Source organism: Bacillus sp. EE-W1, assembly GCF_009760835.1.
Lineage (GTDB): Bacteria > Bacillota > Bacilli > Bacillales > Bacillaceae_G > Bacillus_A > Bacillus_A wiedmannii.
In genome coordinates this window covers 202,046-216,503 of sequence record NZ_WIPE01000074.1, presented here as the reverse complement: position 1 = coordinate 216,503, position 14,458 = coordinate 202,046, and the positions used below count along the sequence as shown (strand labels likewise).

At 36.1% G+C, this 14,458-nt stretch carries 14 protein-coding genes, 1 pseudogene and 1 other annotated feature; all 15 genes and pseudogenes read left to right on the top strand.

From position 1 onward, the window contains the following. Positions 1-71 precede the first annotated feature (71 nt). A complete protein-coding gene (divIB, locus tag GFJ36_RS20295; RefSeq protein ID WP_000798232.1) occupies positions 72-842 on the top strand; it encodes a cell division protein DivIB in 771 nt (256 codons plus the stop codon). A 400-nt stretch (positions 843-1,242) separates the two neighbouring features. Beyond that, positions 1,243-2,550, top strand: coding sequence for a cell division protein FtsA (ftsA, locus tag GFJ36_RS20290; RefSeq protein ID WP_048546087.1), 1,308 nt, complete (start codon positions 1,243-1,245; stop codon positions 2,548-2,550). Positions 2,551-2,589: 39 nt separating this feature from the next. Then, entirely contained in the window at positions 2,590-3,744 is a 1,155-nt protein-coding gene (ftsZ, locus tag GFJ36_RS20285) for a cell division protein FtsZ (protein WP_000888983.1), read from the top strand. 313 nt (positions 3,745-4,057) lie between these two features. Further along, positions 4,058-4,976 (top strand): annotated as a pseudogene (gene spoIIGA, locus GFJ36_RS20280) (sigma-E processing peptidase SpoIIGA). Positions 4,977-4,995: 19 nt separating this feature from the next. Next, positions 4,996-5,715: an RNA polymerase sporulation sigma factor SigE gene (gene sigE, locus GFJ36_RS20275; protein WP_000976947.1), complete on the top strand. Its 720-nt coding sequence runs from the start codon at positions 4,996-4,998 to the stop codon at positions 5,713-5,715. Between the two features lie 157 nt (positions 5,716-5,872). Further along, complete coding sequence (sigG, locus tag GFJ36_RS20270; RefSeq protein ID WP_000197753.1) at positions 5,873-6,652, top strand: RNA polymerase sporulation sigma factor SigG; 780 nt, start codon at positions 5,873-5,875, stop codon at positions 6,650-6,652. 172 nt (positions 6,653-6,824) lie between these two features. After that, complete coding sequence (locus GFJ36_RS20265) at positions 6,825-7,103, top strand: YlmC/YmxH family sporulation protein (protein WP_000619414.1); 279 nt, start codon at positions 6,825-6,827, stop codon at positions 7,101-7,103. Between the two features lie 117 nt (positions 7,104-7,220). Beyond that, entirely contained in the window at positions 7,221-8,039 is an 819-nt protein-coding gene (pgeF, locus tag GFJ36_RS20260) for a peptidoglycan editing factor PgeF (RefSeq protein ID WP_046956465.1), read from the top strand. Next, entirely contained in the window at positions 8,036-8,710 is a 675-nt protein-coding gene (locus GFJ36_RS20255; protein WP_097889657.1) for a YggS family pyridoxal phosphate-dependent enzyme, read from the top strand. The genes pgeF and GFJ36_RS20255 overlap by 4 nt, the downstream gene beginning before the upstream one ends. A gap of 19 nt (positions 8,711-8,729) precedes the next feature. Further along, the gene (locus GFJ36_RS20250; RefSeq protein ID WP_000119131.1) at positions 8,730-9,200 is read left to right on the top strand and encodes a cell division protein SepF; all 471 of its coding nucleotides are present in this window, start codon (positions 8,730-8,732) and stop codon (positions 9,198-9,200) included. Positions 9,201-9,206: 6 nt separating this feature from the next. Continuing rightward, positions 9,207-9,470, top strand: coding sequence for a YggT family protein (locus GFJ36_RS20245; RefSeq protein ID WP_000259082.1), 264 nt, complete (start codon positions 9,207-9,209; stop codon positions 9,468-9,470). A 15-nt stretch (positions 9,471-9,485) separates the two neighbouring features. Further along, positions 9,486-10,253 (top strand): YlmH family RNA-binding protein, encoded by a 768-nt coding sequence (locus GFJ36_RS20240; protein WP_097889658.1) that lies wholly within the window; start codon positions 9,486-9,488, stop codon positions 10,251-10,253. Positions 10,254-10,342: 89 nt separating this feature from the next. Beyond that, positions 10,343-10,849, top strand: a complete 507-nt coding sequence (gene divIVA / locus GFJ36_RS20235; RefSeq protein ID WP_001131609.1) for a septum site-determining protein DivIVA — start codon at positions 10,343-10,345, stop codon at positions 10,847-10,849. Between the two features lie 51 nt (positions 10,850-10,900). Further along, positions 10,901-11,125, top strand: a binding site (T-box leader). Between the two features lie 71 nt (positions 11,126-11,196). Then, complete coding sequence (gene ileS2 / locus GFJ36_RS20230) at positions 11,197-13,962, top strand: isoleucine--tRNA ligase (RefSeq protein WP_097889659.1); 2,766 nt, start codon at positions 11,197-11,199, stop codon at positions 13,960-13,962. 157 nt (positions 13,963-14,119) lie between these two features. Then, on the top strand, positions 14,120-14,449 hold the full coding sequence (locus GFJ36_RS20225; RefSeq protein ID WP_001004658.1) for a TraR/DksA C4-type zinc finger protein: 330 nt from the start codon (positions 14,120-14,122) through the stop codon (positions 14,447-14,449). Positions 14,450-14,458 lie beyond the last annotated feature (9 nt).

The following is a 14,458-nucleotide window of genomic DNA, read 5'->3' as shown; positions in this document are numbered from 1 at the left end:
TATGTTATAATAAGAAGATAAGAACGGCATGAGGAACATGCCGTTTTTTATGTTACGTAGGGGGATCGTACATGAAAAATAGTAAAGTGATTAAACTACAGGATCGTGTACCAAAGTTAAAAAATCAACAGAAGAAAAACAAGAAAAATGTTAATCATCGGTTGATTTTATACATATCAATTTTATTTTTATTAGTGCTCTTTTTAATTTATTTTCGGTCTCCGCTAAGCAATATCAAAAAGATAAGTGTGTTTGGAAATCATTATATGACAGATGAACAAGTGATGAAGGAATCAGGTGTGACGTATGATACAAGTTATTTCCGAGTGACAGCACATAAAGCAGAAGAAAACCTAACGAAACGAAAAGAAATTAAAGCAGTAAATGTAAAAAAACGTTTTCCAAATAAAATTGATGTTCATATTGAAGAATATTTAACGATTGGTTATATAAACAAAGATGGGAAATTACAACCGTTACTAGAGAACGGGAAAACACTTGATGTACTTCCGAACGGAAAACTTCCTGTTGCAGCACCAATTTTTGAACCTTTTAAAGAGGAAAAAATGAAGGAGTTAATTGCTGAGCTTGAAAAATTAACACCAACTATTTTAAGGTCTATTTCTGAAATTCGTTATTCACCGACGAATGCGAATGAAGATCATCTTACTTTATATATGAACGAAGGGTACGAAGTGAGCACTACGATTCAAAATTTCGCAAAGCGTATGGAAGCTTATCCGCTTATCTTAAAAACAATTGAGCCGGGTAAAAAGGTATTAATTGATTTAGAAGTAGGGGCATATACGAAAGAATTAGGAGCGGAAGAAAAAAAAGAATAGAACGATAGTTTTTACTACGTTCCTGTAGAAAAAACGAAACGAACGTTCTATTGAATGCATCTGAATTTACAAGAATGGTTCATTTGATGAAAAAGATGTAAAAATTCTTAGATTCATACTAGGATTGGTACAAGTTTCACTTTTCTATGAGTACATCTTAGTGTAGACTTATACTTGGCGGTAATCTTTACACTTGAAATAGAATTATTTCAAGATAAGCAGTTATTCAAAGTTTACTGCGATATTCTTAAATGAATGTTAAATAAAAATAAGAAAAATATAGGGTTAAAAAAGGGAAACGTATAAAGACGTTGAATATTTTTCTTATAAATAGTAAAGTTGCGATTGTTGTTCCATATATTGAGTTGTATGGTATAAATAAAGAAGGAGGTGCCAAAGAATGAACAGCAATGAAATATATGTTAGTCTTGACATCGGTACATCCAATGTTAAAGTCATCATTGGTGAAATGGTTAATGACAGCTTAAACATTATTGGTGTTGGAAATGTAAAATCAAATGGTTTAAAGAAGGGATCGATAGTTGATATAGACGAGACTGTTCGATCAATTAAAAAAGCAATTGAACAAGCTGAGCGCATGGTGGGAATCCACATTGAGCAAGTTGTAGTAGGTGTCAATGCAAACCAGGTACAGCTACTTCCTTGTCACGGAGTAGTCGCTGTTTCAAATGAAGATCGTGAAATCGGGAATGAAGATGTCTTACGCGTTCTAGATGCAGCACAAGTTGTGTCAATTGCTCCAGAGCGTGAGTTTATTGATGTGGTACCTCGACAGTTCATCGTAGACGGTCTTGACGAGATTAACGATCCACGCGGGATGATCGGTGTAAGATTAGAAATGGAAGGTACACTTATAACAGGCTCGAGGACTTTACTACATAACCTACTTCGTTGTGTAGAAAAAGCAGGTCTTGAAATAGTTGATATTTGTCTTCAACCTTTAGCGGCTGCAACAGTTGCTATATCTTCAGATGAAAAAAATAGAGGAGTAGCCCTTGTTGATATGGGGGGAGGATCTACAACTTTATCTATTTTTAAAGATGGAGAGTTACAAGCGACGAGCGTATTACCGTTAGGTGGAGACCATATAACGAAGGATATTGCGATTGGGTTGAAAACTTCAACAGACAATGCAGATCAAATAAAGTTGAAATATGGACATGCTTTTTATGATACAGCATCTGAAGAAGAGATGTTTACGGTTCCTATTATGGGAAGCGATCAAACAGAACAATATTCTCAGTTGGAATTATCGGATATAATAGAGGCTCGTGTAGAGGAAATTTTAATGTTTGTTCAAGATGAAGTGCGTAAGTTAGGAGTAAAGCAAGTAGCTTCTGGCTATGTACTAACTGGTGGAATTGCTTCTATGCCGGGTGTTCTTGATCTTGCATATGATATTTTACATGAAAATGTTCGTATAGCGACTCCTGATTATATTGGTGTGCGTGAGCCCCAATATACAAGTGGAGTAGGATTAATTAAACATTCTTATCAAAAAGCTAAATTACGTGGAAAAAATGTGCAGGAAAAGCAAGAACATTTTGAACCAGTACCAGCACCAGCACCAACGCCGGTACAACAGCAACCTGCGAAACAAAAAACTCGTAATCAAAACAATAATAATCAAAATGATGAACGTATGATGTCAAAAGTAAAACGTGTATTCCGTTATTTATGGGATTAAAATTGGACACGAAAAATGAGGTTCTAGGGGGATTTCGACATGTTAGAGTTTGATACTACTCAAGATCAATTAGCAAATATAAAAGTTATCGGTGTCGGCGGTGGCGGAAACAATGCTGTAAACCGTATGATTGAACACGGTGTACAAGGTGTAGACTTTATCGCTGTGAATACTGATGCACAAGCATTAAATCTATCAAAAGCTGAAACAAAAATGCAAATTGGTGGAAAATTAACACGTGGACTTGGTGCAGGTGCAAACCCTGAAGTAGGGAAAAAAGCTGCAGAAGAAAGTAAAGAACAGATCCAAGAAGCACTTCGTGGTGCGGATATGGTCTTCGTAACTGCTGGTATGGGCGGCGGAACTGGAACTGGTGCAGCTCCAGTTGTTGCTCAAGTTGCAAAAGAATTAGGTGCATTAACAGTTGGTGTTGTGACACGTCCATTTACATTTGAAGGACGTAAACGTGCAACGCAAGCAGCATCTGGTATTGCGGCATTTAAAGAAAATGTAGATACACTTATTGTAATTCCAAACGATCGCTTATTAGAGATTGTTGATAAAAATACGCCGATGTTAGAAGCATTCCGTGAAGCAGATAACGTATTACGTCAAGGTGTTCAAGGTATTTCTGATTTAATTGCAACACCAGGTTTAATTAACTTAGACTTCGCAGACGTAAAGACAATTATGTCTAATAGAGGTTCTGCTTTAATGGGTATTGGTTCTGGTAATGGAGAAAATCGTGCTGCTGAAGCTGCGAAAAAAGCGATTTCTAGTCCATTATTAGAAACATCTATTGATGGAGCTCAAGGTGTTATCATGAACATTACGGGTGGAGCTAACTTAAGCTTATATGAAGTACAAGAAGCGGCAGACATTGTAGCTTCAGCTTCAGATCCAGAAGTAAATATGATCTTCGGTTCTGTTATTAATGAAGGATTAAAAGATGATATCGTTGTAACTGTAATTGCAACTGGTTTTGATGATAGTGCTTCGACGCAGCCACCAAAACCAATTATCCGTCCGACTGCGAATCACACGCAACAACAGCAACAGCAAGTAGCTCAACCTTCAAAACAACGTGAAGTTAAGCGTGAAATGAAACGTGAAGAGCCGGTTGTGCATGAGCGTCATACAGATTCAGATGACATCGATATTCCAGCATTCTTACGTAACCGTCGTAGACGATAAAAGAAAAGGAGCTTTTATGCTCCTTTTTTGTTTTATACAGGGAAAAGATCTGCTAAGCAGGTCTTTTTTTATTTTATATATTTCGATTTAGCCCGCTATTTGCTGGGCAGCCTGATTGGTGCGGGGTGATTAAAGTTTCACTTAATATATAAGTAAAAAGATATAGTATTCTATGAAACATATACTTTTATTTTTTACCGACAGATTTTGTCTAGAAAGCACAAAATAACAAAAAAACACCTCCGCAAATTGACACACTTTCCTATTGGATATGCATTATACTAGTCTCAACTTAAAAAAAGAGGTGAATTGTTTGGTTGTTTACGCCGACGTTGTTTGGTTGTTAAACGCCTGCATTGATTTTCTTTTACTTTTATTAACAGCAACCGTGTTAAAAAAGAAGATCAAAAGATGGAGGCTTGTGTTAGGGGCATTTATAGGTTCAACCATTGTTATTTTTGCCTTTACTCCTTTTGCTTCTATGATGACACATCCAAATTATGAAACTACTGTACTCGTTACTTATTGTGTATACAGCATTTGGGTTTACAACGTTTAGAAACTATGCACAAACTGTTTTTACTTTTTACTTTGTAACCTTTATGGTTGGCGGAGGGTTAATTGGGACTCATTTCTTTTTGCAAACGAATGAAATGGTAAATGGATTGGTTCAATCTCAATCAATTTCTTACGGTGATCCAATTAGCTGGCTGTTTGTTGTTTTTGGTTTTCCAGTAATTTATTATTTTTCTAAAAAGCGTATTGAAAGCGTAGAGGTTACAAAAATACACTATGACCAAATTGTGAAATTGAAAATTCAATTAGCTGAAGAGGAACTAGAACTCGCAGGTTTAATTGATAGTGGGAACCAACTTTACGACCCGTTAACAAAAACACCCGTTATGATTATGCATATTTCATCATTAGAGCATTGCTTGCCAGCTTGGTTAACAGAACAAATTTATTCCAAAACAGAGATTCCTCAAATACCAGAAAATGATTCTGGCTGGGCGACAAAATTACGCTTAATTCCTTTCAGAGCAGTAGGAGTAGAGAATCAATTTTTATGGGCAATTAAGCCAGACAGTGTGCAAATTTATCATGAAGGTAGTTCTATTGTAGTCAGCAAAGTATTGATTGGATTAAATACACAACAGTTGTCAACCAATGGAGAGTATCAATGTATTGTGCATCCGAAAATGTTAATTTCGCAAAAAATGGTAATTGCTTAATAATGGGAGGCGGGATAATATGATGAAATTAAAATTTTATTTAGTATACCTTTGGTATAAAGTATTGTTGAAATTAGGAATTAAGACCGATGAAATTTATTATATCGGTGGAAGTGAAGCGTTGCCACCACCGTTAACGAAAGAAGAAGAGGAAGTTCTTTTGAATAAATTGCCAAAAGGAGATCAGGCAGCAAGATCGTTACTGATTGAACGCAACTTACGGTTAGTTGTATATATAGCAAGAAAGTTTGAAAATACAGGGATAAATATTGAAGATTTGATTAGTATAGGAACAATCGGCCTTATTAAAGCAGTGAATACATTTAATCCGGAAAAGAAAATAAAATTAGCGACATATGCCTCACGTTGTATAGAAAATGAAATTTTAATGCATTTGCGTCGGAATAATAAAAATCGTTCAGAAGTTTCTTTTGACGAACCGCTTAACATCGATTGGGATGGGAATGAACTTTTGTTATCAGATGTATTAGGTACAGATGATGATATTATTACAAAAGATTTAGAAGCTACTGTAGATCGTCATCTTCTAATGAAAGCATTGCATCAATTAAATGATCGTGAAAAACAAATTATGGAACTTCGGTTTGGGCTTGCTGGAGAAGAGGAAAAGACGCAAAAAGATGTGGCGGATATGCTTGGGATTTCACAGTCATACATTTCGCGTTTAGAAAAAAGAATCATAAAAAGATTACGAAAAGAATTTAATAAAATGGTGTAAAGAATAAGACCAGCCGTTATCTAGGCTGGTCTTATTCTCTTTCGTTGTATGAGAAGAGACAACGAAAATGAAAAATGAAGAGAAAACCGCATGCATAAAATCCCCTTCAAAGGAAATACTTTACACTGTACAGCAACTCACGATAGGAGGGAACACTTTGACGAGAAACAAAGTAGAAATTTGCGGTGTTGATACAGCTAAACTTCCCGTACTAAAAAATGATGAAATGCGTAAATTATTTCGTGAAATGCAAAGTGGAGAGATAAGCGCAAGAGAGAAATTAGTGAATGGAAACTTACGTCTTGTACTGAGCGTCATCCAAAGATTTAATAACAGAGGAGAATATGTTGACGATTTATTTCAAGTTGGTTGCATCGGACTTATGAAATCCATTGATAACTTTGATTTAGGCCAAAATGTAAAATTTTCAACGTATGCTGTGCCGATGATTATTGGGGAAATACGCAGATATTTGCGTGATAATAATCCGATTCGCGTATCTCGATCATTACGAGATATTGCGTATAAAGCGTTACAAGTAAGAGAGAAATTGATTGCAGAAAATTCAAAAGAACCGACAGCAATGGATATTGCAAAAGTGCTTGAAGTGACTCATGAAGAAATTGTTTTTGCATTAGATGCGATTCAAGATCCAGTTTCATTATTTGAACCGATTTATAACGATGGGGGAGATCCTATCTTTGTTATGGATCAGTTAAGTGATGAAAAACAAAAGGACGAGCAGTGGGTTGAAGAGTTAGCACTGAAAGAAGGGATGAAGCGTTTAAATGATCGTGAGAAAATGATTATTCGAAAACGTTTCTTTCAAGGAAAGACACAAATGGAAGTTGCAGAAGAAATTGGGATTTCTCAAGCACAAGTGTCACGTTTAGAGAAATCAGCTATTAAACAAATGAATAAGACGATTCAAGGATAAGGTTTCACCATTTATGGTGAAACCTTTTTATATGTAATATAGTTTGTCTTCGCTCATAGTAGGGAAGCTGTGTTCATATAATGAAAATAATATGGGATTAGTAGAGGGTGCTTCCTGTTAATTTGAGAAACAGTGTTTTTTCAATTCGTCATATATAAGGGAGAGGATGAAAATGATAAGAATTTCGGAGTTGCAGATGAAAGAGATAATAAATGTTTCAGATGGAAAAAGGCTTGGGAATATTGGAGATATTGAAATTGATATGAACACAGGGAAGATCGGGTCTATTATTATTTCCAAACAGGCACGTATGTTAGGGATCTTTGGGAAGGATGTAGAAATTGTAATTCCTTGGGAGGAAATTATGAAAATTGGGGAAGATGTCATACTTGTTAGAGTAAATCCTGTTAATTCTGTAACAGAATCAATACAAACACCGACAATTTCATAAAGAATATTACAAATTCCTCTTTTTTTTCTGTTGGCATTATGAAAAAATAAAAGTATGGTAAAATAGACAGGAAGTACCATGCTTTTTTATGTTATTTTAATTAAAAGGAGTCACTTTATGAGACAACCATTTAAATATGTGGACGGTATACTGTATTTACAAGCGTGGAAAGAACTTGGAAACATTACTGCTGGATTTACGACAAAAGATGGTGGGGTAAGTACGGGCTCCTTTCATGCGATGAATTTAGGATTACATGTGAATGATATCGTGGAGAACGTTCATGAAAACAGACGCATTTTAGCAAATAAGTTACAAAAACCATTAGAAAACTGGATTTGCTCTGAACAAGTTCATGATCATCATGTTGAAAAAGTAGGACAACAGGAAAAAGGAAGTGGCGTCTATTCATATGAAGACGGCATTTCAAAAACAGATGGCATTTATACGACTAATAATGATGTTCTTCTAACATCATGTTACGCGGATTGTGTTCCACTCTATTTTTATGCACCATCACATGGTATGATAGGACTTGCGCATGCTGGATGGAAAGGGACTGTAAAAGAGATTGCAAAGGAAATGATTCAAAAATGGAATGCAGAAGGGATTTCAAGTGATGAAATTCATGTTGCAATTGGACCAGCAATTGGATCTTGTTGTTACGTTGTTGATGATCGAGTGTTAACAGCAGCAGAGCAAGTAGTAAACGGCTCTGTCCCTTATAAAAAAATTTCTGATGGGCAGTACGCAATTAATTTAAAAGAAATTAATCGTATATTATGTGTACAATCAGGCATAAAAGAAGAGAATATTGTAATGTCATCTCTTTGTACAAGCTGTGAAGAACAACTATTTTTCTCTCATCGTCGTGATCAAGGTAAGACAGGAAGAATGTTGAGTTTCATAGGTTTTAAGGAGGAAGAAAGCAAGTGACAGTACAAAAAAATTTAACAACTGTAAATGAAGCAATTAAACAATCTTGCGTACGAGCGGGACGTTCGTTGCAAGATATTAAACTCGTTGCGGTTACAAAAACGGTAGGAATTGAAAAAACAAACGAAGTAATTGAAGCTGGAATTATCGATTTAGGTGAAAATAGAAATGGAAGTTTCTTACAGAAGTACGAACATTTCGGTTCAAAAGTGAATTGGCATTTTATTGGATCATTACAAACGAGAAAAGTAAAAGAAATCATTAATGAAATTGATTATTTACATTCGTTAGATCGTCTTTCACTTGCAAAAGAAATTCAAAAACGTGCTGATAAGAAAGTGAAATGTTTTATTCAAGTGAAAACATCATCTGAAGAATCAAAGCAAGGATTGGCAATAGAAGAAACCGTTTCTTTTATTCAAAGTTTGCAAGAATTGGATAAGATTGAAGTGGTGGGACTAATGACAATGGCTCCGTTTACAGAAGAAGAGGAAGAAATCAGACGCTGTTTTAAGGAGTTGTGTATGCTACAAACAGAGGTGCAGGAGCTAGAATTATTACATGCGCCATGTAAAGAATTATCAATGGGAATGTCTAATGATTACACGATTGCAATTGAAGAAGGTGCTACATATATTCGTTTGGGGACGATTTTAGTAGGAAAAGCGTAAAAGGAAGGAGAATCTTATTATGAGTTGGTCAAAAGTAAAATACTTCTTTTTTGATACACCGGAAGAAAAAGAAGCAGCTCAATATAGTTATGAAAAGGAGCAAACAGACATGAAGAAGCAGCAAGATCCGCCAGAACAACAAGATGTTGCGTTTCCAAAAGCGCAACCGAAACAAAATGTTGTGAGCATTGAAACGGCAAAGCAATCTTCAAAAGTTGTTTTATTAGAACCACGCACATATTCGGAAGCACAAGGGATTTCGGACCATTTAAAAGGTAGACGAGCTGTTGTGATTAATTTACAACGAATGTCTACTGATCAAGCTGTACGTATCGTTGACTTTTTAAGTGGTACTGTATACGCTATAGGCGGGGACATTCAAAAAATAGGACCGAAAACATTTATGTGTACCCCTGAAAATGTAGATATTGTTGGTGCAATTTCAGAGTTATTCGGTGAAGAAGAAGACACAAATATAAAGAGGTGGTAATACGCCATGGTAACAGTTTTAAACGTTTTAATTACTGCTATCGAGATCTACTCGTGGGCACTTATTATTTACATTCTTCTATCATGGTTCCCTGGTGCAAAGGAATCAACTTTTGGAGAAATTCTTGCGCGTATTTGTGAACCGTATTTAGAACCATTTCGCAGATTTATTCCGCCGCTTGGTATGATTGATATCTCTCCACTCGTTGCGATTTTCACGTTAAAGCTTGCTACGAATGGTTTAATAAGTATATTCAACTATTTCTTATAGTAAGAGGTTAAATACATGAGCATCTATGAACATTTCAGACCCGATGAAGAGGTCTTTGTGGATAAGGTGTTAGAGTGGAAGCGAGCAGCGGAGTACCATCAAGTGAAGTTAACAGACTTCCTTGATCCAAGACAACAACAAATTGTCACTATGGTAATAGGACAAGGGGATGTTGCTGTACAGTTTGATGGTGCAATGCCTCATGCAGAGCGTAAGAGAGCACTCATTTATCCGGACTATCTAGTAGTGAATGAAGAGGAATTTCAAGTAGAAGTATTGGAAATTGACTACCCTTCCAAGTTTTATACGCTAGAACATAGGCAAATATTAGGTACATTTATGTCTCTTGGTTTAACGAGAGAAAAATGTGGTGATATTTTGCTTCAAGAAGATCGTGCCCAAATTGTAGTCGCGAAAGAAGTTGTATCTTATATTGAGATGAACTTACAATCTATAGGGAAAGTGAAAGTCTCCTTATCACCAGTGCAAGGAGAAAAAATTCTACAGATGCAAGAAACGTGGGGAGAGAAATCTGGAACGGTTTCTTCACTTCGTTTAGATGTTATGTTAGCTGAAATGTTACATATATCCAGACAAAAAGTACAACCTTTCATAAAAAATGGTTTAGTAAAAGTTAATTGGAAAACAGTGGAGCAAACTTCTTATGAATGTTATCCAGGAGATGTTTTTTCAGTGAGAGGATATGGACGAAGTAAATTGTTTTCTGTAGAAGGTAGAACAAAGCGCGACAAATGGAGAATTTTGTATGGTATACTAAAATGATTGGTTTTTTAGAAGGAAATCCTCCTATTTTGTCGAAGAAAAGATATAATTGAAATAGGAAATTTAGATAACTACTTGGAGGTGGCGTTGTGCCGTTAACACCATTAGATATTCATAACAAAGAATTTGGTCGCGGATTCCGTGGCTATGATGAAGATCAAGTAAATGAGTTTCTTGATCAAATTATCAAAGATTATGAATTAGTCATTCGTGAGAAAAAAGCTCTAGAAGAAAAAGTTGCGCAATTAGAAGGGAAGTTAGATCATTTCTCTAATATTGAAGATACGTTAAACAAATCTATCATCGTTGCACAAGAAGCAGCGGAAGAAGTAAAACGTAATGCGCAAAAAGAAGCAAAATTAATCGTACGTGAAGCTGAAAAGAATGCAGACCGTATTATTAACGAAGCGTTAGTAAAATCAAGAAAAGTTGCCTTTGATATTGAAGAGCTAAAGAAACAAGCGAAAGTATTCCGCACTCGTTTCCGTATGTTATTAGAAACACAGCTTGAAATGTTAAACAACGATGATTGGGATAAACTAATTGAGTTAGAAGACGAAGTAGATGAACTGTTGAAAAAAGAAGAAACAGTGTAAGCTTGACGTTTTTCTCATTATTACATATAATTTTAAACAACATATTTATTAAGAAAAACGAAGATAGGGATAAGTACCTTTTTCATACCTTATATAGCGAACTGAGGATGGTGTAAGCTCAGGATAAGGAGATAATGGGAATATCACCCTGGAGTTCCGCGCTGAACAAATAGAGTAAGCGTAGGCGTATATTCGCGTTAAGAATATAAAGAGGATTGTATACATACGTATAGGATCTACTAGGGTGGTACCGCGGGAGACTTTCTCGTCCCTTTTTGGGATGAGAAGGTCTCTTTTTTATTCCGTTTTTTAAGTGTTTCTTTTATACATGTAAGGAGGAATTGAGCATGGAGTACAAAAATACATTACTAATGCCAAAAACAGAGTTCCCAATGCGTGGGAATTTACCAAAACGTGAGCCTGCAATGCAAGAACAGTGGGCTGAAATGAATATTTATGAAAAGGTACAAGAACATACGAAAGGTCGTCCTTTATTTGTACTGCATGATGGACCTCCATATGCGAATGGTGACATTCATATGGGACATGCATTAAATAAAGTGTTAAAAGACTTTATTGTTCGTTATAAATCAATGACTGGTTACTGCGCACCATATGTACCGGGTTGGGATACACACGGTTTACCAATTGAGCAAGCTTTAACAAATAAAGGTGTAAAGCGTAAAGAAATGACAGTTGCTGAGTTTCGTAAGTTATGTGCAGAGTATGCATATGAACAAGTAGAACGTCAACGTGAACAATTTAAGCGTTTAGGTGTACGTGCAGATTGGGATAACCCATATATTACTTTAGAGCCGGCTTATGAAGCGCAACAAATTAAAGTGTTCGGTGATATGGCGAAAAAAGGTTATATCTATAAAGGGCAGAAACCAGTTTACTGGTCTCCAACGAGTGAATCAGCTTTAGCAGAAGCTGAAATTGAATACCAAGATAAAAAATCAGCATCTATTTACGTAGCATTCCCTGTAAAAGACGGAAAGAACGTATTAGAAGGTGATGAGAAATTCATTATCTGGACAACAACACCTTGGACGTTACCTGCAAACTTAGGTATTTCTGTTCACCCAGAACTTGAATACGCTATTGTAAAATTAAATGCTGAAAAATATATTATTGCTTCTGAACTATTTGAGACAGTTGCAAAAACGTTAGAGTGGGAAAATGCTGAAGTTGTGAAAACGGTAAAAGGTAGCGAACTTGAGTATACAGTTGCAAAACATCCATTCTACGATCGTGATTCATTAGTTATGCTAGGAGATCACGTAACAACAGATGCAGGTACAGGTTGTGTTCATACAGCACCAGGACACGGGGAAGATGACTTCGTTGTTGGTAAAAAGTATGGATTAGAAGTACTTTGCCCAGTTGATGATAAAGGTGTATTAACAAATGAAGCACCTGGATTTGAAGGCTTATTCTATGATAAAGCTAACAAGCCAATTACAGAAAAATTAGAAGAAGTAGGCGCGTTACTGAAGCTAACATTCATTACGCATTCATACCCACATGATTGGAGAACGAAAAAACCAATTATTTTCCGTGCGACAGCACAGTGGTTTGCATCTATTGAAGCGTTCCGTAAAGAATTATTAGAAGCTGTTGCGGAAACAAAATGGGTACCAGCATGGGGAGAAACTCGTCTTCATAATATGGTTCGTGACCGTGGTGACTGGTGTATTTCTCGTCAGCGTGCATGGGGTGTGCCAATCCCTGTATTCTATGCAGAGAATGGTGATCCAATTATTACAGATGAAACAATTAACCATGTAGCAGATTTATTCCGTGAGCACGGTTCTAACGTATGGTTTGAGCGTGAAGCGAAAGATCTATTACCAGAAGGATTTACACATACAGGTAGCCCAAATGGTGAATTCCGTAAAGAAACAGACATCATGGATGTATGGTTCGATTCAGGTTCTTCTCACCAAGCAGTATTAGAAGAGCGCGAAGACTTACAACGTCCAGCTGATTTATATTTAGAAGGATCTGACCAGTATCGTGGTTGGTTTAACTCTTCATTATCAACAGCAGTTGCTGTAACAGGTAAAGCTCCATATAAAGGCGTACTAAGCCATGGTTTCGTATTAGATGGTGAAGGTCGTAAAATGAGTAAGTCGATTGGAAACATCGTCGTACCGAAGAAAATTATGGATCAATTAGGTGGAGATATTTTACGCTTATGGGTATCTTCTGTTGACTATCAATCTGATGTACGTATTTCAGATGATATTTTAAAACAAGTAGCAGAAGTGTATCGTAAAATCCGTAACACATTCCGTTTCTTATTAGGAAACTTAGATGACTTTAAGCCAAGTGAAAATACAGTAGCTGTAGCTGAACTTCGTGAAGTAGATCGTTACATGTTAGTGAAATTAAATGACTTAATTACAAAAGTAAAAGAAGCATATGAAACATACGACTTCGCTGCTGTGTATCATGCAATTCATAACTTCTGTACAATTGATTTAAGTTCATTCTACTTAGACTTTGCAAAAGACATTTTATACATTGAAGGTGCAAACCATGAAGATCGTCGTGCAATTCAAACTGTATTATATGATGTTCTTGTTGCATTGACGAAACTTGTAACACCAATCTTACCGCATACAGCTGATGAAGTATGGCCATACATTCCGGGTGTAACAGAAGAAAGTGTACAATTAACTAATATGCCAGAAGCTGTACAATTAGATGGTGCGGAAGCATTAAAAACAAAATGGGATGCATTTATGACGCTGCGTGATGACGTATTAAAAGCGTTAGAAGTAGCACGTAATGAGAAAGTAATCGGTAAGTCATTAAATGCAAGTATTACGCTATATCCGACTGTAGAAATGAAAACTATGTTAGAGTCTATTAGCGAAGACTTAAAGCAATTATTCATCGTTTCTGAGTATAAACTTGGTGGTATGATGGAAGAAGCGCCAGCAGATGCGCCGAAGTATGAGCATACAGCGGTTGTTGTTGCTCAAGCAACTGGTGAAACATGTGAACGTTGTTGGGTAGTTTCAGAAACAATTGGTAAAGACGCTGAACATGAAACGTTATGTGAGCGTTGTGCAACAGTTGTTAAAGAAAACTATGTAAAATAATAAAAAAACTGACTGTGCGTAAGTACAGTCAGTTTTTTTGTTGATGATATATTAAAATAACTTTCACTCTCTTTCCTATGAAGGAAAAATGTGTGTGAGGTAAGCATAGAAATTTCGGACACACTAATCGTACATTGCAGCTGGGAGGAATGTACACGTGAATGAAATGTATATGGAAATCAAAGAAGAATTGCAATTGATGCGAAAAGAGTTACAAGAGAGGCTAGCTAAAGAGGTCATGCACAAATATGATACAGAGTTTAGCGAAGAGCTTGGATATGAAATTAAGGAAGAGATAAAGAAAAAACTCCTATTACATGATATAAAAGAGGACTTAAAAGATGTAGAACGTGCATTATTTAAAATGGAAATAGATATGTATGGTATTTGTGAAGAAACGGGGAGAGCCATTTCGGTAAAACAAATGAAGACGATGCCGACTGCCCGTACCATTCATGAATTTTTCTATGAAAAAGTAAATGTATGAATGCGCACA